General features: G+C 44.6%; 15 protein-coding genes. 7 read left to right on the top strand and 8 right to left on the bottom strand.

Going from position 1 to position 22353, the window contains the following annotated elements:
• Nucleotides 1-252: 252 nt before the first annotated feature.
• Nucleotides 253-1692, bottom strand: a complete 1440-nt coding sequence (locus L3V31_RS01785) for a sucrose-specific PTS transporter subunit IIBC (RefSeq protein ID WP_237314219.1) — start codon at nucleotides 1690-1692, stop codon at nucleotides 253-255.
• A gap of 387 nt (nucleotides 1693-2079) precedes the next feature.
• On the opposite strand from L3V31_RS01785, the gene L3V31_RS01780 reads away from it, so the two are divergent.
• The gene (locus L3V31_RS01780; RefSeq protein ID WP_237314217.1) at nucleotides 2080-3066 is read left to right on the top strand and encodes a LacI family DNA-binding transcriptional regulator; all 987 of its coding nucleotides are present in this window, start codon (nucleotides 2080-2082) and stop codon (nucleotides 3064-3066) included.
• Nucleotides 3067-3168: 102 nt separating this feature from the next.
• Here L3V31_RS01780 and glgX read toward each other — a convergent pair whose 3' ends face one another.
• Nucleotides 3169-5151, bottom strand: coding sequence for a glycogen debranching protein GlgX (gene glgX, locus L3V31_RS01775; RefSeq protein ID WP_237314215.1), 1983 nt, complete (start codon nucleotides 5149-5151; stop codon nucleotides 3169-3171).
• 456 nt (nucleotides 5152-5607) lie between these two features.
• On the opposite strand from glgX, the gene L3V31_RS01770 reads away from it, so the two are divergent.
• The 4 genes from L3V31_RS01770 to L3V31_RS01755 all read left to right on the top strand — a co-directional run bounded on the left by L3V31_RS01770 (nucleotide 5608) and on the right by L3V31_RS01755 (nucleotide 10291).
• A complete protein-coding gene (locus L3V31_RS01770) occupies nucleotides 5608-6885 on the top strand; it encodes a maltoporin (protein WP_237314213.1) in 1278 nt (425 codons plus the stop codon).
• Nucleotides 6886-6985: 100 nt separating this feature from the next.
• On the top strand, nucleotides 6986-7795 hold the full coding sequence (locus tag L3V31_RS01765; protein WP_237314211.1) for a MalM family protein: 810 nt from the start codon (nucleotides 6986-6988) through the stop codon (nucleotides 7793-7795).
• A gap of 299 nt (nucleotides 7796-8094) precedes the next feature.
• Nucleotides 8095-8601, top strand: coding sequence for a glycosidase (locus L3V31_RS01760; protein WP_237314209.1), 507 nt, complete (start codon nucleotides 8095-8097; stop codon nucleotides 8599-8601).
• Between the two features lie 91 nt (nucleotides 8602-8692).
• The gene (locus tag L3V31_RS01755; protein WP_237314207.1) at nucleotides 8693-10291 is read left to right on the top strand and encodes an alpha-amylase family glycosyl hydrolase; all 1599 of its coding nucleotides are present in this window, start codon (nucleotides 8693-8695) and stop codon (nucleotides 10289-10291) included.
• A gap of 179 nt (nucleotides 10292-10470) precedes the next feature.
• On the opposite strand, the gene pulA is transcribed toward L3V31_RS01755, so the two are convergent.
• The gene (gene pulA / locus L3V31_RS01750) at nucleotides 10471-14457 is read right to left on the bottom strand and encodes a pullulanase-type alpha-1,6-glucosidase (RefSeq protein WP_237314205.1); all 3987 of its coding nucleotides are present in this window, start codon (nucleotides 14455-14457) and stop codon (nucleotides 10471-10473) included.
• Nucleotides 14458-15001: 544 nt separating this feature from the next.
• On the opposite strand from pulA, the gene L3V31_RS01745 reads away from it, so the two are divergent.
• Together L3V31_RS01745 and pdxY are read left to right on the top strand one after the other, a co-directional pair.
• Nucleotides 15002-16189, top strand: a complete 1188-nt coding sequence (locus L3V31_RS01745) for a tetratricopeptide repeat protein (RefSeq protein ID WP_237314203.1) — start codon at nucleotides 15002-15004, stop codon at nucleotides 16187-16189.
• A gap of 239 nt (nucleotides 16190-16428) precedes the next feature.
• Nucleotides 16429-17298 (top strand): pyridoxal kinase PdxY, encoded by an 870-nt coding sequence (gene pdxY / locus L3V31_RS01740; RefSeq protein ID WP_237314201.1) that lies wholly within the window; start codon nucleotides 16429-16431, stop codon nucleotides 17296-17298.
• Nucleotides 17299-17368: 70 nt separating this feature from the next.
• On the opposite strand, the gene sstT is transcribed toward pdxY, so the two are convergent.
• From sstT to L3V31_RS01715, 5 genes are all read right to left on the bottom strand, one after another.
• On the bottom strand, nucleotides 17369-18589 hold the full coding sequence (sstT, locus tag L3V31_RS01735) for a serine/threonine transporter SstT (protein WP_237314199.1): 1221 nt from the start codon (nucleotides 18587-18589) through the stop codon (nucleotides 17369-17371).
• Between the two features lie 658 nt (nucleotides 18590-19247).
• A complete protein-coding gene (locus L3V31_RS01730; RefSeq protein WP_237314197.1) occupies nucleotides 19248-19550 on the bottom strand; it encodes a PTS glucose/sucrose transporter subunit IIB in 303 nt (100 codons plus the stop codon).
• A 197-nt stretch (nucleotides 19551-19747) separates the two neighbouring features.
• Nucleotides 19748-20365, bottom strand: coding sequence for an SCO family protein (locus tag L3V31_RS01725; RefSeq protein WP_237314195.1), 618 nt, complete (start codon nucleotides 20363-20365; stop codon nucleotides 19748-19750).
• A gap of 9 nt (nucleotides 20366-20374) precedes the next feature.
• Nucleotides 20375-20800 (bottom strand): hypothetical protein, encoded by a 426-nt coding sequence (locus tag L3V31_RS01720; protein WP_237314194.1) that lies wholly within the window; start codon nucleotides 20798-20800, stop codon nucleotides 20375-20377.
• Nucleotides 20801-20944: 144 nt separating this feature from the next.
• Entirely contained in the window at nucleotides 20945-21862 is a 918-nt protein-coding gene (locus L3V31_RS01715) for a DUF368 domain-containing protein (RefSeq protein WP_237314192.1), read from the bottom strand.
• Nucleotides 21863-22353: the final 491 nt, after the last annotated feature.

Genomic DNA, 22353 nt, shown 5'->3' with positions numbered 1-22353 from the left:
ATTGGCCTGATAAAGAATTTGGTTCATATAATGTAATGGTTCATAAATATACATGGGTTCATTAGTGTTTACAACACCAAATGAGCCACTGAGAGGGCGACAGGAAGAAACAAAAAAAGCCAGTCAAAAAGTTTTGACTGGCTTGGTTTTAAAACCTAATGGCAGGGGGAGGTTTTCCATCTTCTTCTAATTTCTCATTTCTTTGGGGCAAGAAACAAAGATGGGACAGTGGTTAAGAAAGATACTCATTTATTAAGTGGTTGCTTGCTTACCCTGTTTTGCCTTGTCACGCATTCCCAATACGACGGTCAGGGCAAATGCAGTGATGAAAGAGATAACCATGCCGATAACGTAGTAGCTTATTTTCTCTGGCGAGATAGAGATAATGCCAGGTAAGCCTGCTGCACCAAGTGCTTGCGCTTTTACGTTAAACAGGGTGATAAACGCACTCGCAACGGCTGAGCCTACGATTGCTGCTAAGAACGGGTAGCGAAGCTTCAGGTTCACCCCGAACATTGCTGGTTCGGTAATACCCAATAGTCCAGTGATACCAGATGGAACAGCGATGCCTTTCATTTTCGTATCGCGTGTTGTGAAACCCACCGCTAATGCTGCTGCACCTTGAGCGACATTCGACATGGCAGCAATAGGGAAAATAAATGTACCGCCAGTGGTTGCGATGTCTGCCAGTAGCTGAGTTTCAATCGCAATAAAACTATGGTGCATACCAGTAATAACAAACGGAGCGTAGATAAAGCCAAACAGCGCACCACCAACAAAACCTGCCGAATCGTATAGCCAGTTCAGAGCGTCACCAAGCATAAAGCCAAGGTCACGAGTAAACGGACCGACCAGAGTGAAAGTAACAAAGCCAGTGATAAAGATAGCCAGCATTGGGGTTAGCAAGTTATCTAGTACTGAAGGAATCACTTTACGCAGACCGAGCTCAACTTTTGCCAGAATAAACGCAGAGACTAAAACTGGGAGAACTGAACCTTGGTATCCTACTTTTTGGATCTCTAAGCCAAGAATGTTCCAAGTTGGGATCGTGCCCGAAACAGATGCGCTACCAAAGCCCCAACCATTTAACAGATCTGGGTGAACCATTAGCATGCCAAGTGCAGCCCCTAAGAATGGGTTGCCACCAAACTTTCTAGAAGCGGAAAACGCCAATAAAACAGGTAAATAAACAAAAGGCGCATTGGCGAATGTGTTGATCATGCTCGCTAAATCAGCTAAGCCCGGGTAGGCTTCAATGATCGATTGACCTTCGATAAACAAGCCTTGTGCGGTAAGCAGGTTGAAAAGCCCCATCAGCAAACCGCCCGCAACGATCGCCGGAATGATTGGAACAAAAATATCCGACAGGCCTTTTACGGCACGTTGAACGATATTTTGTTTCTGGGCGCCCGCCGACGCAACGTCGTTGGTCGACATTTCGGCTAAGCCTGTCTGTTTTGCTAATTCGGCGTAAACCTGGTTTACGATGCCAGAACCAAAAATAATCTGATACTGACCAGCAACTTTGAACTGACCTTTAACGCCGTCTAAGTCGCCTATTGCTTCTTCATTGACTTTGGTTTCATCTTTTAGTGCTAGGCGCAGACGTGTTGCGCAGTGAGCGAGGGCTTGAAGGTTATCTTTACCGCCTAAGTGCTCAAGTAGTTGTTTTGCTATGACTGGATAGTTCATTGCACACCCCGATTGGTATTACTGAAATTTAAAATGTATCCAAGTGCTATCGCCAATATACAGATTGATAATTGTTACCGAATCACCTGTTTTACCACTCGTTATCGAGGGGATGTTTGACTTTAATAATACTCAATCCCGGTAAGGTTTGTGGTCTGAGTACATATCAGCACCTGATTTATCGTTTTTGTATTTTTGGGAACGTTTGCAAGATGGATTTTTGATGATTATTCATAAGTGGTCAAAGCGTAAGACTGAAATATGTGAGTGTGATCGCCATATTGGTTAACAACACGACGCTTAACGAGGGTAAAATCACGTTAATTAACTAGGGATACAGATGACTTTCTGCAAACAATCCCAATAAATAAGTGGAATAGGGGCAATATGGCAAGTTTGCACGACGTTGCGCGTTTGGCTGGTGTATCAAAATCCACCGTATCTCGCGTGATAAACAATGAGTATGGGGTAAAAGAAGCCACCAAAGTGAAAGTGCGTAAAGCGGTGGAAGAGTGTGGCTATGTAGTGAATCAAGTGGCTAAGGATCTCAAATCTCAAAAGACAAACCTTGTTGGCGTAATCGTACCGCGCGTTTCTTCACATGCTATTTCTCAGGGTGTTGATGGGTTGACCGCTGTTATTGAACGGTCCGGAAAACACGTCCTATTAGCCAATACACATCAGATTTATGAGAAGGAAGTTGAGTATATTCAGATCTTTAACCAAAAAAGGGTCGAAGGAATCATTCTCTATGCTACGCACTTAGACGCGAAACTAGTTAAAGCGATTCAACAGTCTAATGTACCTGTTGTACTAGTGGGACAAGATGGCTCTCTGCACAATGTACCAAGTGTTGTTCATGATGACGTACGTGTTGGTTTTGAAGCGGGTAACCGCCTTATTGCAGCAGGTTGCCAACATGTCGCTTTCATCGGTGTTCAGGGTGATGACATCGCGGTTGATTCACTGCGTTCGCAGGGACTCGAGCAGGCTTTAGCCTTTCACCAGCAATCATTGCTCGCTCATGCTAGGGGTGACTTCACCATAGAGTCTGGTTATCAGCAAGCGCAAGAGTTGATAAAAACCTATCCAGAAGTCGATGGCCTGTTTTGTGCGACAGACCGTATTGCTGTTGGCGCGGTTAAGGCACTACGTGAAATGGGTATAAAGGTCGGAGAACAAGTACGCGTACTGGGCGTTGGTAATGATGAACTGTCGAGTATCAGTATTCCAAGCTTATCTACTTTCAACTATGCATTTGATAAAGCAGGGGAAAATGCGGCGAAAATGTTGCTTGAACGTATTGAAGGCCGCGGTGAAGAAATGAGCAAAGTGGTGCTAACTTTCCAAAACATCGAACGTGAAACTTGCTAGATGGAAAATATCTAATTAGGGAACGTTCCCCTAGGCTAAAAATAAAAACCGATGTGATTAAAAGCATCGGCTTTTTACTGTTATTTTTATCCCGAGGAATCTTCAAACCTCTAATGGTTTAGATTTAGCGTTTGGTTGGTAATGTAATATCACCATCGACGTCGCTGAAAGCAGCACTTCGCCTTCTGCGTGACCTGGGTTTAAATTGCGTACATTGGTATCACAAATCGTTACCCAATTCTGTTTACGATCATTTGGCAACTTAAAGCGCGCAGTAGCATTGGTTTGGTTGATTAAGTACACCAACTCTTGCCCGTCTTTGCCAATCCCAAGGTGAAGGGCTACAGAGCTAAGGCGGTTCCAGTCATCGTGCTCCATTAAGTGGCCATCCGTTCGTCGCCAGAAAATCCGGTTGTTATTGCGGTTGTCACCACTGAACGAGCGAATAAACGGCACCATGTATTTGTTGCGGTTGGCAACCATTTGCGACATCCAGATTTTGAAATGTTGCTTGCGCTCTGTTTGGCCCCAGTTTAACCAGCTGGTTTCGTTGTCCTGACAGTAGGCATTGTTATTCCCCTTCTGTGTGTGAGACAACACATCAGCCGTCAGGATGTGAGGAATACCAAATGAAAACAATAAGCTCGCGATAAGGTTACGTTTCTGCTTCTCGCGAGTCGCAATGACCATCAAGTTTTCCGTCTCACCTTCTACACCGTAGTTTTCTGAGCGGTTATCACCGTGTCCATCGCGGTTCTCTTCGCCATTGGCTTCATTATGCTTGTGTTTGTACGATACTAAGTCTTGCAGAGTGAAGCCGTCATGATAAGTGATGTAGTTGACGGTCAGTTTGTAAGGCCAATTTGCGGCGCTATAGATATCTCGCGAACCCATCAGGCGGGTCGCGAACTCTTTTAAGTAGCCTTGATCGCCACGCCAGAAGCTACGAGAGATGTCACGAAGCTTATCGTTACACTCGTTCCAGCCAAAAGGGAAGTTACCCACTTGGTAGCCGTTAGGGCCAATATCCCAAGGCTCTGCGATCAACTTCGTTTCTCGCAGAATAGGATCTTGTGCCACCGCTTTGAAAAACGCTGCTTCAGGATTGTAATTGTCTCCCTGACGACCAAGTGTAGCGGCCAAATCGAAGCGGAAACCATCCACTTTGAATTCACTAACCCAATAACGAAGTGTATCCATAACTAAGTTTAATGCGGGTTGATAAGTGAGATCGACGGTATTACCGCACCCGGTATAGTTAGCAAAGTGGGTGCCATGCTTAATGTAAAAACGTGAATCCAAGGCTTTGAGATTAAAAATCGTTGGGCCTTCGCCGCCTTCCGCTGTGTGGTTATAGACCACATCGAGAATGACCTCGATTCCGTTTTTATGAAGCTCACGAATGGTTGTTTTTAGTTCCGTCACCGCATCTTTTTTCGCATAACGTGGATCGGGTGTCATGAACAGGTAGGGATTATAGCCCCAGTAGTTCGCTTTCTTCATTTCGAGTAAATGGGGCTCGTGCATACACGCTGCGACAGGTAGCAACTGTAACGTGTTGATATTCTGCTGCTTATAAAAAGCCAACATCTCTGGCGTAGACAAGCCGAGATAATGCCCTTTCTTGGCTGCATCAACTTCGGGATGAAGTTTAGTGAGACCCTTTACGTGGGTCTCGAATAGCACCATTTCTTCTCTAGGGATTCGCGGGTGTTCTGTGTTCTGCCAATCAAAGTCATCTTTGATAACCACACACTTTGGCATATCAAAACTTTTTTTTGCCGAGTAAGGGGGTTGGTAATGGAGAGTCTTATCAATTGACTTAGCGTAAGGATCCGAGATGAGCAGCGGTTCATCATTATGGGAGACGATGTAACCGTACTTCTGTCCAGCCTTAACTTTTGGAATAAAGGTGTGCCGTATACCGGCGTATTCACCGGGTAGGTCGTACAGCGTGTACTTACCATCGTCGGAGAACAACGCCAGTTTTATGTCTTTATTCTGGGGCGAATGAATAGAGAAGTTACAGCCTTCTTTATTCAGTGTTGCACCCAAGGGGTATGGGCGAGATCGAAAATTCGTCATCTGAGATTCTTTATTTAATAATTATTGCTACCTATAGGAAACTATAAGTTAAAAACTTTGTCTTACTAAGGTCAACAGCTTTAAATACAAATGAATATAAAATATTCGTGTAATTTAATTACCTTAATTATTCACTTTTATGTTTAAAATTTGATCTTCCTATCATTTTGTACCTATCTATAAATAATAATACTTACGGACTACGCCTTATATCCGTGATATAGCTAGATAAAACGCCGTTCGGTATATTTTCTACGCCTTTCTCATCCCCCTTAATTTAGTTTAGGGCGGAGGAAGTCATCCTTGTACGCCTCGGGTAATCTCGATTCTGTTGAAACAAACGGGGACTTGTTCCCATCTTACCTCTCTTTCTCTAGGTGAAGTTAAACTGCCTTTTATTCATCTTTAGAGCGAGCAGGGAAGACAGAATTATAAATACCCTTAATGGAGTTAAGAATGAAAAAAGTAAGTGTAATTGCTGCAGCAGTGGCTGCGTCTTTAGCTGCTGGTTCTGCATTCGCAGTGGATTTTCATGGTTACATGCGTGCTGGCGTTGGCGTAAATGGTGACGGTGGCCAACAAGTAACATTTGAAAAGAATAAAATTGGTCGTCTTGGTAACGAAGGCGATATCTACGGTGAAGTTCAACTAGGCCAAGAAGTTTACAACAACAACGGTAAAACGTTCTACGTAGACTCTATGGTTGCAATGACTTCTAACGGTTCTAACGACTGGGAAAGTACTTCTACTAACTGTGGTCTAAACGACACTGGCGACGCTGTTGAGTGTGTTGATGATGCTCAATTTGCTCTACGTCAGTTCAACGTTCAAGCTAAAGGCCTGCTAAACTTCGCTCCTGAAGCAACACTTTGGGCAGGTAAGCGCTTCTACCAACGTCACGATGTTCATATCTCTGACTTCTACTACTGGAACATCTCTGGCGCTGGCGCTGGTATCGAAGGTATCGAAGCTGGCCCAGGTAAACTTTCTTTCGCGTGGGTACGTAACGACCGTGGTGACATCGTTGACCCAGGTAACAACGGTGATGCAGCAAACGTTAACACTCTAGACCTTCGCTACGCAGGCCTTTCTCCATGGTCAAATGCGTCGCTAGAAATGGGTCTGGACTACGCAATCGTAAACGAAACTGAAGACGCACCAAACGGCACTAAAGATGCGAAAGATGGCGTTATGTTTACTGCTGAGTTGACTCAAGGTCTAGATTCTGGCTTTAACAAAACAGTATTCCAGTACGGTACAGAAGGTTACTCTAAAGCGTTCGCATTCTACGGCGATGGTAGCTGGTACGGTGCAGAAGCAAACGACGGTGCAGACGGCTACCGTTTCATCAACTGGGGTGTAATTGGCCTAGGCGATAACTGGGAACTTGGTCACCAGCTAGTTTACGGTGTTGGTAACGACATGTGGGATGGTCAAGACAAGTGGGAAACATTCTCTGTAGTGGCTCGTCCAGTATTCAAATGGGATGAAAACAACAAGACTATCTTCGAAGCGGGTTACGCAATCGACGATAACGATGGCTTCGAAAGCACTTACGGTAAGATGACTGTTGCTCAAGCTTGGTCTGCTGGCTCTAGCTTCTGGGCTCGTCCAGAAATCCGTCTATACGCTACTTACCTAACCGCTGACGATGACAACGATACGCAAAAATTTGATGGCGGTCGTTCAGACGATACATTCCAATTTGGTGTACAAGCTGAAGCTTGGTGGTAATCATCTAACCATTAAGTCCTAAATTGTCCTAGAATGATACAGCCAGAACCTATCTGGCTGTATTTATTTCAAAAACAATAAAAAGTCGAGGTAGACAGTAATGAGAAAATGGCTTGCTCCCGTACTGCTGGGCATGTTGGCGTCTGGCTGTGCATCTGTAGAACAAGTAGAGATGACGTCTAATGACCAGCAACAGGTGATCACCCAGTCTGGTGATATTCAATGGGTACCGCTTGATGTACCTGTGGTTACTGATTTTGCTTTGACTGATAAAAGCCAAATGCTACTAGATGGTAACAGCGCAGGTGCTATAGCAGCATTTGCACTTCCGGGAAATCGTGGCAGTCTCGATTTGCAGCTAGAGACATTCGTTAGCACAGACCTTCAATTTTACGCACCAAATGTAATCGTGGTTAACGCAGACGGAAAAACAGTTTATTCAGCAGATTTTTCAAAGTTTGAGTACGTACCTGCAAAAATGTTGGATAACGACAAATTCGTACTTGAACTCAATGTTATTCCTGACATGAGTGGTGATGACCTTCATGTATTGATTTACACCACTTCCCAAGATTTAAAAGGAAGTACTCAGATTCTGCATCCGGCGAAAGCCTATGCGAAGGCGCGCCATACTCAGCCGCCAGATATTGCCGATCCATTTGCAAAGCACAGCCCGCTTGGTCAGTTCCGTTTATCGGTAACTGCAAATGATATTGTTACAACTAAGATTGTAGCGAAAAATGATAATATTCCAGAAGGCGCAGAATTAACCGGTTACTACCACCGTGCAATTGAAAGAGCGGTAGCCGAAGACAATATTCCCAAAGCCTTAACCTTACTCGATGAAGCGAAAGAGCTAGGTATAGAAGGTGCGCAAGATGTATTTGTTAAAGCTGTAAATAGGAAATAATCGAATAAAATAGGCCAGTGCAATGCTGGCCTTTTAAATAATAAATTAACGTATAAATATTTACCCCTACATACAGTTATCTTATTCACATATTTATTTTTATCCCTTTGTTTTTAATACTACTAAGAGTAATAATTAAACAAAATCTCTAATCTGATCTTTATGATTGGGAAATATACCTATCCAAGTAATTAAGCTCAGCAGAATAAAGTTTTTATTACCTCATAAATGAGTGCGATTTAATATTAATCTTTGTCTGGTTTTATGAGCTTTACAAAATAAAAAGGAATAACGTGAATATGAAGATGATGAAGACTTCTCTTGCTGCTGCCTTACTTGTTGCTTTAGTTGGTTGTCAATCTACCTATGAGTCTGAAACGGCTATGCAGCCTGTTATGAGTATGTCAGATGCTGAAGCAATTGCATTCATGCAGGCTTGTGATAACCCAGATAGTGCTGACAAAGGGCCTATTAAGAAACCGCTATTTGTCGTTGGTACCTTTGCAGATTCTGACTGGAAACATGTGCCTCAGCGCCAATATTCTTACAAAGGAAATAATATCTACCAAGCTGTAACTCAAGAAAAATCAGGTTCATTTAAAATGCAGTATGCAACAGAGTTATGGTTCCCTCAGTTTACGGCTAAAGGCAATCGAATGAATGTTGGCGAATTAACGCCATTAACATTTGGTGGTTACGGTACAGATACTTCAGTTGATATTAAAGAAGACGGAAAATATGTATGGAGCCTCCAGTTTGAAGGGGAAGGGAAACCACTTCATGTCATGGTAAATAAGTGCCAGTAATATTCTATTAAGTTAGTTTAATTTTGATTTTTATTTAATTAGCTCCTGCATGTAAAACATGTCGGGGCTAATTTTTTTGGGGAGGTTATGTGTGAACAAACGACTATATCGATCTTTACTGGCCTTAGCTGTGGCAGGCGCTTTATCGGGCTGTAACTCATCTGATGGTGATAATGGTGGAGCAACTTTACCCGAAGCCAGTAACTATGCTTGCCAGACAAATGTATTGGAGCAAAGTAATCAGCTTAGGACTTATCAGATTATGGTTGAAAGCTTTGTCGATGGCGACACAAGTATTGGCTATGGCACGGGATATGGCACCAGTCATCACAATGGCGACCTGCAAGGCATTATTGATTCACTCGATTACATTCAGGACTTGGGTGTGAATGCGATTTGGCTGACGCCTATTTTTGAGTCTGAAGCCATTGATGGGCAAGATGACTGGTCTGATCGCTTGGATGCCACAGGTTACTATGCGACGGACTACTTCACGATTGACCCGCGCTTTGGCGATTTGGAAACCGCAAGAATGCTGGTGGATGAAGCGCATAAACGAGGCTTGTATGTCTTTTTTGATGGTGTGTTTGGTCACCATAAAGCGGGGTTGATTAAGCCTTCTCCATCCGGTTTGTTACCATCGGGGGCAAATAACCCCGTTGATTATCCACAGAGCCTCGAATTTTATAAAGAAGTGGCGACCTATTGGATCAACGAGCTCAAGATAGACGGATGGCGTTTAGATCAGGCGTATCAAGTCTCGACCGACGCCTGGACACAACTGCGTAAAGCCGTGGTTCAAGCCTCGCAAAATGTGACATATACCAATAGTGACGGTGACCAGGTGAACCCTCTTGGTTACATGGTGGCGGAGATCTGGAAAGGGGAGTCAGACATTGCAGGTGAAGCCTATGGCACAGAAAGTGATCCTGCCTTGTGTTCCGCTTTTGATTTCCCGATGCGCTATCGCATTGTCGAAACCTTAGCGGTGAACGAAAGTGGCGTTGGTGGCAGAGGGGTCGATTGGTTGGATAATGGTTACCTTACTCACCAACAATATCCAAGTCATGCGCAACCCAACTTAATGATAGGTAACCACGATTTAGTGCGTTTTGGTGATCTATTGCAACGGGGCGGGCTAGCGGATGTCAACGACGTAGAATACTGGCTACGCCATAAAGCGGCGTTTGCTTTCCAGGCAGCTTACTCGGGCCCGATCACTTTGTATTACGGAGATGAAATTGGTGACCAAGTCGACGGATTCGCTGCAAAAGAGGACATCAACACTTGTGCCCTGGCGGGTCTATGTGATGATCACGTTGCCAGAAGCAGCGCGAAAATAGAGGGTGTTACCGCAACCTTAGATGCTAATCAAGCTGACCTTAAAAGTTATGTTCAATCTCTGATGAGGATGCGTGCTGCGCACCCTGCGCTATATGAGGGCACACGTACTAACCTGTTGTCGAGCAACGGTAGTTATGTTGATTTAAAAACATCTGGTACCGATCAGGTCTTGTTTGCGTTGAATACGTTAGAAAGTACCAGAACCGTGATACTCAGTGAGGATTCTGTCGGCAGTAGTAAAGCTCTGGTGGATTTGTTAGCGAACGAGAATATCACGCCAAGTAATGGTCAGTATCAAATCTCGATGTCGCCTTTAGAGGCTCGATTCTTTACTGTTTCTCGATAAGATTGTTTGAACTATTTCTTCTCTTAAGCCAAGTGCGGTTGCCAATCTGAAATGCATCACTTGGCTTTTATTTGTCTACTCGAGTGGATACCAATCACAACAAACAATGAGTCATTTTTACTTATCAAAATACAAAAAAGGGGAAGCGATTGCTTCCCCTTTTCGTATCGTTAAATGACTTAGTTTTGTGTCACTGTCACGATTGGTGCTGCTTTATCAGCGGCATTGAAGTGGAAATTGTAGTTTCCGTCTGCTGGTACAGTGATACTGATGTTACCGCTTGAACCACCAGCTTCCATTGTTAATGGAGTGCCGAATTCAATTGCGCCCTGACCACCAAAGTTAGTGGCGTCAGCCCAATCTGAGCTGGCAATCTTCATGTCGAACGTACCTGCGGTAAGGTTGATGTCTAATGAGTAAACATCGTTTGCGACATAGCTGAACTTCGCGCTGTCGATCGCTGCCCAGCTAGCATCTGTTACATCACCGCGTAGGTAAAGTGCAGTTTCGCCGAACGTTGGTGCGTCGGCTGACTTGGTTACCGAAACGACTGGTTTTTCTACGCTTTCATCTTGAACGTTAAGTGCGTTTAGAATGAAGTTGTATTTACCCGTTTCAGCCACAGTTAGTGTACAGTTTTCACCTGTTCCCAAAGCAAGAGAATCACTTGCCTGATCCGCTGCGCTACAACCAATATTTGGGTTTGCCCAGCCAGAGTCTGCAAACTTAAACTCATGGTCACCAGCTTCTAATACACCTGTTACAGAGTACATGCCGTTACCAATGAAGGTCATTGCCCAGTCTGAGCTGTCAGCCCAACCGTTCATTGTACCTTTCACGTAGACAACTGTTTCACCGTAAGGAGGGATGCTTGATACGTCTTTGTTTGACGTATTCACTGGCAGACCTTCACCTTGAGTAGTACCTTGAGGCTGAACAAATACTGCTGTCGTTAGAGCTGGAACCATAAAGGTTTCTCCAGAGAAGCTTGCTCCTTGTACAACAGTATCCGCAGAGTTTTTCAGAACGTCGTGAAGTTCAAAGCCGCTCGCGCCTGCAACAGTAAACGACTGTGCTTCAGATGATGAGTTAACTATTGCGACAATCGCATCGTTGTTTGGATCCAGATCTTGGCCTGCAGATACACCATCATCAATAGACATAACAATCAGACCAGCAACTTGATCTTGACCAACGTTGCGGAAGTCAACACGATTCATCACTTCTTGAGCAGTATCCAGACGGAACAATTCGCTTGAACTACGGATTTTTAGTAGCTCGAGGAACTGCTGTTTAGTCAGCTCAATGTCTGAAGTATCAGGCTTCGCTGTGCTGTCACTGATGATCGTTTTGATAAGATCCCAGTTGCTGCCATCTTTATCTTCTCGAGGCAGACCTACGTTCCAGTTGTTGTCGCTACCGTCAAAGAATACACGGTTGAACCAGTCGCCAGAATCGTAAGAGTCGCGCTGCATTGATTTTGAACGAAGTAGTTCAGAACCCATGTGAATGAACGGAATACCTTGGCCTAGCATCACGGTTGAAAGAGATACGCTTTGCATACGAGCACGATCAGCAGAACTGGTGCCTGTCGCAATCTTGTACGCGTTGTTATCCCAAAGCGTTTGGTTATCGTGCTTAGAAACGTATGAGATGTTCTCTGAAGGCATCTTAGTATAGCCAGCAGGAGCACCGTTGTAGTCTACGTTTTTACCAAGCTTGGTCTCACCGGTGTAATCGACAAGGACGTAGTCTGCCAAGTTACCAGCCATACCTAAACGAACGATATCTTGGTTATGCAGACGCCCATTCACTGAGTCAGTATCTGTTTTGGTTTCTTCGTTTGCGTATGCCGCGTTACCAAAGCCCTGATTGTAGCGAAGTGAGTGGGTGCCATCTGAATCGACACCGCCGTCAAATGGACCACCACCACGGACTGCATCACGTAGACGGTCTGAGAAGGTACCAATTTCTGTGCCAGCCATGTTCAGCTGAGTCGCTTGATCAAAGCGCGCGTCGTTTGCTACTTCACCAAAGTCCCAACCTTCGCCGTAGAATAGCGTGTTCGGGTCAATCTGGCGGATTTGCTCTAATGCGTAAACCATCACATCTTTTGGTTGGTGACCCATCAAGTCAAAACGGAAGCCGTCAACTTTGTAGTCTTCAGCCCACACCTTCAGTGAGTCAACCATCAGTTTGCCCATCATCAGGTTTTCAGTCGCGGTATTATCACAACAGGTTGAGTTTTCTACGCCACCAGTATTCACGTTTAGGCGGTGGTAGTATCCCGGAACGATTTTATCCAGAACGGATTTTTCATTGATGCCTGATGCGTTGGTATGGTTGTAAACCACGTCCATCACCAGCTTCAGATCCATCTTATGCGTTGCCTGAACCATCTCACGGAATTCAATAATACGCTGGGTGCCATTCGGGCTCGTCGCGTAGCTGCCTTCCGGTACGGTGTAATGGAATGGGTCGTAACCCCAGTTGAAGCTGTCGAGCATACGTAGATCGTTCATTAGTGCCTGAGCAGAACCGCTTGCAGGATCGTAACCGTTCAGGACATCTTCAATGATTTTCGCATCATCTTCTGATTCACAGATGGAAGCATCTGGCTTAATGCCACAGAGTTTGCCAACGGTGTCGTTAATGTCGACACGCTTTTCTACATTCTCATCTACGGTAGCGATATCAAATGCAGGCAGGATGTGTAGCGTTGTTAAACCTGCATCTTTCAGCGCTTGCAGGTGCGAGACAGATTCACGCTCAGGCTCTGTTAGGGCTAAGTATTTACCGTTGTAAGCTGGCGTACCTTGGCTGTCATTGAAACTGAAGTCACGCAGGTGTGATTCGTACAATACGTGATCTTCGTCTTTTTCAACCGTTGGACGTTCGTAGTTGTTCCAGTCTTGTGGCATTAGGCTTGCGTCGTTAAGATCGACAACTTGTGAGTAGAGAGAGTTTAGCGACAAGCTTAATGAGTATGGGTCAGTGACCATACGTGTTTCTATAGCGCCAGTTGTTGGGTGGTAAACCTTCACTTGATAGCGGTAGAATTTGTTCACTACGTTACTTTGTGGCTCTGAAACCCAAATACCAGTAACGCTATCTTCCGTCATTGTAACGGTTGATTCTTCTTGCAGATTCTCATCATAGATAATCAGAGAAATCTCTTGAGCGGTTGGTGCCCATAATTTGAAGGTCGCAGCGCCGCCTTCAACAATCGCGCCTAGCTCCTGACCAATAGCGTTACCAGCATCAGCATCAGCGAATACAGCATCCAGTACGCCTGGTTTCTGCACTTCGGTCGCGGAAATAACATCACCGTTGGCGTTGTAAGCCACCATCACGATTTGTGATTTCAGAATTGTACGGAGTGTGGCGTCATCCACATCGATACCAGCGGCTTGCATGCTAGATAAGTGACGGAAGCGAGATTTCAGAGCGTCCGATAAATCACCCGCTTTGCTTAGATCTACCGCTGTTCCGCCGGTAATTTGCTTGTCGTCATCCATTTGGATGTCGTTAGTCAGGCTGTAGTAAAGCTTCATTGAGTCAGCGTTTGCTGCTGCCTCCCACGCAATTGTGGTGGCATCTAACCAATGAGCTTTTTGGCCATCAACGTCGACAGGTCGTTCTGCGATTGGTTCGTAGAAAAGTTCGCTACTGCCGTGGAAGCCAAATACCCCTTTAGATTCGCCGATCTTAGTCAGCTCAACTTTCGAGTTTGCACTGCCGAAGGCTTTGTCGTCTCCATTGTGTAAAATGAAGTTCATACATTCGTATGGGTCAGACGCGTCAGGATCGACTTTAAGTACGTAGTACGCACCATAAGTTTCGCTAATACCATCATATGGGTGAGGTGCAGCCCAATCCGTGCCACTGCTTGTAATGCCCATGGCCTCTAAATCAGTACTGGTACAGCCTTCACCATTCCATAGGTGCAGACCCCAGCCATTGTAGTCGCTTGCTGTCGATGCCGAGGCAACATCACGTTTATAGTAAACAACAACTTCATTCTCTCCCGCTGGGTACAGCTCTGCACTCGGGCTGGTGGTATTGTCGTTGGTGCTGTCACTGCCACAACCGCTGATCACCGCGACGGAGATCAAAGGCAGTACGGTTTTGGCAATTATTGATAATTTAAATGTTTTTTTGTCCACGTTTACAAATCCATTTTTATTGAATTGAAATAAAGAATGCGTCAGCTCTTCTCGGCTCAAAGCACGGAAGAGCCATACGTCCTATTTGGTGTAAATGCCGAAAGGAAATGTTCAAAGAAATGCTAATACACTGACTCATCAGCAAAATGTGAGAGCGGGCTGTTTAGTTTTTTACAAATGAAAATTTTCTTACACAGTCGATTTGGTTCACAAATTAAGTAATAAAATGGACGCATAGTGAGAGGAGTAACACACACTTAAAATGTTAATTTTGATAGGAGTAGGAAGGGGGGATGACAGGGGAGGAGAGTGTCTCAGCCCCAAAAGCGTGACTACCTTCTATAAAAAACAATGTGATATTTTATAAAGAAAAATAAGTTAAGGCGTATTAGATTAAATGACGTCATTCTTTACTTCTCAACTTCAGATTTTCATTCGGTGGCCGATATAAAGCCCAAGTGCCGAAACTAATCTGGTACAACTATTTTAAGTGTTTCCCTAAGGGGGAACGTCAATTTTTATCATGGAGAACAAGAGGCGGTTTATGAGTAGCATGGGTATTGCCATTGCGGCAACTGGCCTTTCACTTGTCCTGATATTTGTATGGATGATCTCGTTGTCGATGAGAAAGCAACGTCTGGAACTAGAAAGGCGTGCTCGTGAGGCGGTATATCGTAAGGCAATAAAAAAAGCCCGAGAACAAGAGCTTAAAGAGCGAGAGTTTAAGGCTGAAACGGGTCATATACCGACGATTTTATTTCTGGCTAAAGAAGCGGAAAGAAACAATATCAAGCAAGCGTTGTATTGGTATGATAAAGCGGCGAAACTGGACAACATCAGTGGTATGTATGGCATTGTTCGCATCAGTGAGCGTATGCGTGAAGATGTGGTTCTAAAAGAGCAGGCAAACTTTTGGCGCACTGCCATCGCAGGTGTGGAAGGTGACCTAGAAGCGAAGTTTGTCACTGGAAAAGCGCTGGTATTTGGCCGAGGTGTGGAACAAAACATTGCCAAAGGACATGAACTGATTGAAGAGGCGGCCGACGAGGGCTGTGTTGATGCGATGCTGTATATGGGGGAGTGGCAGTTGTCCCCGGAAAATACGTCGGGTCACAGTGCCGACGCACTCTACTGGTTTATGAAAGCAGCAGAGAAAGAAAGTGTCGCTGGAAAAATTCAGGTAGGACGGTGTTATACCAAGGGCATTGGTACTGAAAAGAGTATGCTGAAAGGTCGTTATTGGTTGGAAAGCGCGGCAGAACTCGGTAGCGCAGAAGCAATGTTTTACGCTGGAGAAGCTTGGAAAGATTCGAGTAAAACTGGCAACGCCATTGCATATATCTGGCTGTTTCTCTCTGCGAGTATGGGGTACGAAGCGGCCCGAACACTACGTGATAAAGTTGCGAGTAATATCGGTGTCGATGTGGTGGTGGGCTTACAAGTGATCGCCAAACCACTGCTAAGAATGCTGACATCCGGCATGGTAAAAAAGCACTCAATCATTCGTGCGTTAAACAAGGTTTATAAACGTGAGGCGTACTTCCCTAATGAAGATGAGATCAAGGATGTCCTAGCCGATGAGCCTAATTTAGAGCTGGATCTGCTAAATGAAGGAGACGTGTCCGACTTACAGCATGCGTTAACAACAGACGAGCTGGAGACAAAATCAAAACCCTCGAACTCCTCTCAGCCTTCCAAAGCCGCGCTCGACTTTACCCAGAACTTCCTCTAGCCGTTATGGCTGCAAAGCCTCACTCTTGAGGCTTTTATTTTAACATCCTGTAAACTCTTCCTAGTGTCATGCGATCTAAGCCTGCACAACTTTATGAGGGCCAAATTACTGCATCGGTATGGGATGGTTAAGAATAGAGTTAAACAATCTTTGCTAGTCGGATACACTAGCTGCTTCGCAAAACTGGCGCTTGCCGCAGTCTTAGAATTATCAATAACAAAAATAAAAGGACAGGTACAATGCAGGGTATCCTCTCTATACAATCACACGTTTCTTTTGGTCATGCTGGTAACAGCAGCGCTGTCTTTCCGATGCAGCGTATGGGTTTTGAAGTGTGGCCTATTCATACCGTGCAATTTTCCAATCACACCCAATACAAAGAGGGTTGGACAGGTCGAGCGTTTTCCGCCGATGACATCAGTGAACTTGTTCGTGGTTTAGGTAACATTGGCGCTCTGGATAAATGCCAGGCTGTATTAACTGGTTACCAAGGAAGCGCAGAACAGTGCCTCGCAGTGGAAGAGACGGTCACTCAAGTTAAGAGTAAGAACCCAGACGCACTTTATATTTGTGACCCAGTGATGGGCGCGCCAGATAAAGGCTGTATCGTTGCTCCGGGGATTGCTGAAAACCTGTTAACGCGTCTGATGCCAATGGCAGATGTGATCGTGCCAAATCAGTTCGAACTCAGCCAGTTTGCAGAAATGGAAATCCATACGCTGGAAGAGGCCATTACCGCCTGTGAGCGAGCATTAGCGAAAGGTCCCAAAGTTGTATTGGTAAAACATCTATACTGTTTGGACAACGGTAGCTTCAACATGCTACTGGCTACCCAAGATGGTATTTATCTGGCAAAACGCCCCCATTTTGAATTTGCCAAACAACCTGTCGGTGTGGGTGATCTTATCTCAGCGATTTTTACTGCTGGACTACTCAAGGGCTGGAGCCCGAAACTGGCTTTCCAGCACTGTCATGATGCATGTTATGGCGTACTAAGCGCAACTTTCCATGCTGGCGAGTGGGAATTACAAACAATTGCCGCTCAGCAAGAGTTTGTCGAGCCAGGTAAACATTTCCCCATTGAAGAGGTGGCATTCGCCACCGTGTAATAAAAGTTGATATAAAAAATGGGGAGCCGACTGGCTCCCCATTTTATTTATCTATTGAATCTTAACTTGATTACTGCTGTTCTTTTTGGTGCTCTGAACGGCAAACTGCAGCAGTGAAGACAACGTCTGTAGAACTGTTTAGTGCAGTCTCTGCTGAGTCTTGAATAACGCCGATGATAAAGCCGACCGCTACCACCTGCATTGCTACGTCGTTTGAGATACCAAACAGACCACAAGCAAGAGGGATAAGCAGTAGAGAACCACCTGCAACACCAGAAGCACCACATGCAGATACCGCTGCGACGATACTTAGAAGTAGTGCAGTCAATATGTCAATTTCAATGCCCATAGTATGAACTGCTGCCAACGTTAGCGTTGTGATAGTGATTGCAGCACCTGCCATGTTGATGGTTGCACCTAGAGGGATAGAAACTGAGTAAGTGTCTTCATCCAGTTTTAGCTTCTCACACAATGCCATGTTCACAGGGATGTTTGCTGCACTTGAACGAGTGAAGAATGCAGTCACACCACTTTCACGCAGACATTGGAAAACCAATGGGTAAGGGTTTTGTTTCGTTTTGAAGTAAACGATCGCTGGGTTTACTACCAATGCGATGATAAACATTGCACCTAACAGTACTGCTAGTAGGTGAGCGTAGCTCGCTAGCGCGCTGAAACCCGTTGTTGCAAACGTTGAAGCTACCAAACCGAATATACCAAACGGCGCTAGACGAATGATAAAGCGTACGATGTGAGACACACTGTGGCTTAGATCTTCGAAAACCGCTTTGGTGGTTGCTGAAGCGTGATGCAGCGCCAGACCAAGGCCAACACCCCAAGCAAGAATGCCGATGTAGTTTGCTTCCACTAGAGCGTTTACTGGGTTATCTACCACTTTAAACAGTAGTGTGTGCAGAACTTCTGCAATACCTTGTGGTGGGGTCGCACCCTCAGCGCCGGTTACAAGCGTTAAAGTGGTTGGGAAAAGGAAGCTTAGAACCACGGCTGATAGCGCAGCGAAGAATGTGCCCAATAGGTAAAGCACAACGATCGGACGCATGTAAGTGTGTTGGTTTTTCTTTTGGTTTGCGATAGACGCAGCCACCAGAATAAATACAAGGATTGGAGCAATCGCTTTAAGCGCTCCAACAAAAAGGCTACCAATCATTCCAGCACTTTGAGCATGACTTGGTGAAACTGTCGCGAGCAATACACCAAAGACAATACCGACAAGGATCTGGAGAACGAGGTTACCACGAGCATATCGGGCAACGAGGCTGTTATGTTGCATACATCATTCCTGCAATGTTATGTCTAAGTGATTGAATAATAACTAACCATTACACGGCGATAATGCCCTTGTTATACAAGGGATGAGCATTGTTTCTGGTCACTAAGACACATGATTATCAATTATCCTGTTTTTGTATGTTCAGTCACTCTCTGACTGAACAGCCCATATCTTAGCTTGGTAATATTTTGTGTCTAGTTTTAGTTTGTTTTTGGATTAAATGTTTGCTTGATGTTATTAAACTAAGCTGTTTGTGTTGCAAAAGATTGGTGATTATGAATGATGCTTTTTAATAAAGTTATTAAAAAGGAGACATTTGTCTCCTTAAATTTTATTGACCCACGAAAGCCAAAGCGTTAGCAATTTGGGTTACGTTTACGCTTCTTACTCATAGCACAACGAACCAGTTTTCCAAACTGTCTGCTTTTTGCTCTCTGTTCTGCTGTTTTGTCAGCGGCTACTGAAAGAAAGGTGTCCGACCTAAACGCTTGAGTGGGTTGCAGGTTGAAGTCAGTGTTTCAAAAAAGCGTTTGTTTTATTCATTATTGAATTATCCGAGACGCAACGAAGCGCCTTAATACAAATTGCATTAGGGTCTAATTCGGATAGATTTACCCCCGGTGAAAACCGAGAAGGGAAGGGAGAGTCGTGGCCAGACCTAAGTATGGCTACTCATACGCTCTTCCATTATCTGTGAATAGCTGTTTGCTTTCAGCCCGTAGATGATTTGGATATGTTTTTCATCTAAAACCACTACGCCGTGTGCGCCATGCTGTTTCAAGGCTTTGTGATCAACGACTGCCGTCGATTTTAGGGTCAATCTCAAACGTGTGGCGCATGCGCCTGTTTCAACGACATTCTCTATACCACCAATCGCGACAATAATCGTGTCGACATCCTGATCCATATTTGGATTTACCTGAGTCAGGAACTTTAAAATACGTTTGAAACCTTGAAGCATGCTGTTGTTTACCTCTGGAAATTGGAGACTAATATATAGCGTAAATACACCTATATATATGAGGGGTAAAGCACAGAATTGTATTTTGAAACAAAGAGCCAGTGAGAATAGAGTGAGATAAATGAGGCTCCTATTGAGGAGCCTCTATCGCTTAATCGTTGAAGTGTTGCGTTGTTAACAAGAGTTCAATGACTTGTTTAGCTTTTCGTCGAGGTTTCCTTTGCGGTTAGCTGTGAGATTGCCTCGACTATCGGTGCTGGCGTCAGCGTGTGAGGAACTTTGGTGATCAAGGTTCCGTCAGGTTTTAAGAAGTAGAAGTAGGAGCTGTGGTCCAGGGTATATTTCAGCTCAGAGCCTTCTAGTTCTGTTTTGCGGAAAATAACGCCGTAGCTGTGTGCCAGCGGAGTCGTAATGTCTAGCGGCGCTGACAACCCTTCAATCATAGGATGGAAGTAGTGTGCGTATTTCGCTGACGCATCCGCCTCATCACGTTCTGGATCTAACGAGATAAACATCGGGCGTAGCTGGGCTTTTTGCGCATCGTCAATTTGGTTCAACGCGCCTGCTAACATAGCGAGTGAGGTTGGACATACGTCAGGACAGCGTGTGAAGCCAAAGTACACGATACGAATACGAGGGTCATCGACATCGAAAATATTGACTGGTTGTTCATTTTCGCCAAATAACACCGTTTGCTCTGAATTAGCTGGCTCAGTTGGCTCGGTCTGGATAGCTTCTTGGCTGTCCAAATAGCTTTTCGCGCCAAATCCGAGTACGAAAGCGACGACGAGAAATAGTGACCAGTTGCGGCTCATATTGATTCCTTATCTATGCATTTTGATGGCGGGATAAATCGTGTCTTGTCCGTCGGTGAGCTCTCCCAACCAAGTCATTGACTCTTGAGTACAGACCGGCAAGACCACTTCACCCATGTATTTACCTGGAGACACTTTGTTTAATAAAAACTTAGGTTCACCCATTTCCATTTCACGTCCTGATAAGCTCAGTACGAGTTGTTCCGCTTCGCTGTCAGACCATTCTACAGTGAGCAGAGCAGGGACTAAGGGCTGAGTGTTATCGACATTGAGTGTCATGGAGACGTTTTGTTGTACGCAAGCCGCCGTAGATAGAAAGCAATATTCATCAAGCGGTTTGAGCTCGGAGGAAGTCGACAAACTTTTTAGTAGAGTCGGGGTGTAAAAGCCCGCAACCAGTGCCACAGCGACACCAGTGATATTCAACAGTTTCATTAAGGTTCAGCAGTTATGACTTAATAAGAACTGCATCGTAGCATACCTGGGCGATGCTCAACGAGACAAGTTCCGAGAAAATGTATTTACCTTAGTAGATTAGAAAAAAACGGAGCCATCGGCTCCGTAATGAAATTAAGACATTTATTTACTTGAATCTGCGAACTTTTCCAAGCTAAGTACCAGCGCTATCGCGGCCAGCATCATGACAATGGCGATAACCAGCTGTGACGGCTGAGAAGTAATGTGTTCGTATTCAAACGGAGTCAAGTTGTGCTGAAGTAACGGAACTTGTTCACCTTTTGAGTTTGTGCGCCAGGTTAATGTTTCTTTCCATGGCCAGATTTTAGGCAATGTGCCAATCATCAGCCCGGTTAGGCACATCAATGTTGCGTCTCTAAAGTGGCGCAATAACCAAGAAAGTAAATGTGAGAACGTCAGTAGGCCGATAACACAACCTGTTAAAAATAGCGCCAAGATGTCTACTTGGAAGCCTTTTACTGCCGCTAGTACAGGAGTGTACATGCCAATGAGCAGTAAAATGAAGCTGCCTGAAATGCCCGGCAGAATCATGGCACAAATAGCGATAGAGCCAGCTATCAGCGTATTCACCATTGTCGGTTCCATATGCAGTGGTTTAAGCACAGTAATGCTGTAAGCGAATGCAACGCCAACCAATAAGGTAATGAAGCGAATCGCGTCGCGTTTTTCTACCTGACGAACTATGTGGTAAACCGAAACCAAAATCAGCCCAAAAAAGAATGACCAAATTGGAATAGGGTGCGTATTCAGAAGCCAAGTGATCAGTTTTGCGAGGGTTGCAATGCTAACGCAAATACCGGAAAACAGCGCGATAAGGAAAAAACCATTGATATGGTTAAACGCCGCTGTCGCTCCTTCTCTTTTCCAGATGGATAAAAGCCTTGGATTGATGCGTCGAATGCTCTCTAGCAGTGTGTCGTAAATGCCTGTAATAAAAGCGATAGTACCGCCAGAGACGCCGGGAACCACATCGGCTGCACCCATTGCCATCCCTTTAAAGAAAGTAATTAGATAGTTCATTGTTGTACTGTTGATTTCTGATGATGGAGCAGAGTATACAAACATTACCGGTAAAAAAGTATGAAATAGTATTGTTATTACGAGATAAGTTCCTTTCTAACCGGTTGATTATTGTTCAAAGATTGGGTGTTTTCTCTAGGTATTGAGATATTACTCAATAATTGTGGTTGGAGTGTGATTTTTGCAAATTGCATTTGCCAAATGCAATGATGCTTTTCGTTTTGCTACAGATAATGTTTTAGATCGCTTTCATATGGGATATTGAGCCCAAAATAATCCTTTTAATTTTGGCATGCTTTATGCATAATACGTCGCGACCCTTCTTAAGCCGAGGGTCACCTAGCCAACTGACGTTGTTAGTGAATACAGATTGTTCACGTTAAATATCAGCCAATCGCGATTATTGCGATTGGCTATTTTTTTGTCTGAATAAAAGGTTTTTACTTAACCAGAGCTCAGGTTATTTAGTGAATTTCTGAAGGGATAAGCTA

The sequence above is a fragment of the Vibrio sp. J1-1 genome (genome assembly GCF_021728395.1).
Classification (GTDB): Bacteria; Pseudomonadota; Gammaproteobacteria; order Enterobacterales; family Vibrionaceae; genus Vibrio.
The sequence above is the reverse complement of the archived record's forward strand: the minus strand, read 5'-3'. Positions and strand labels throughout refer to the sequence as shown.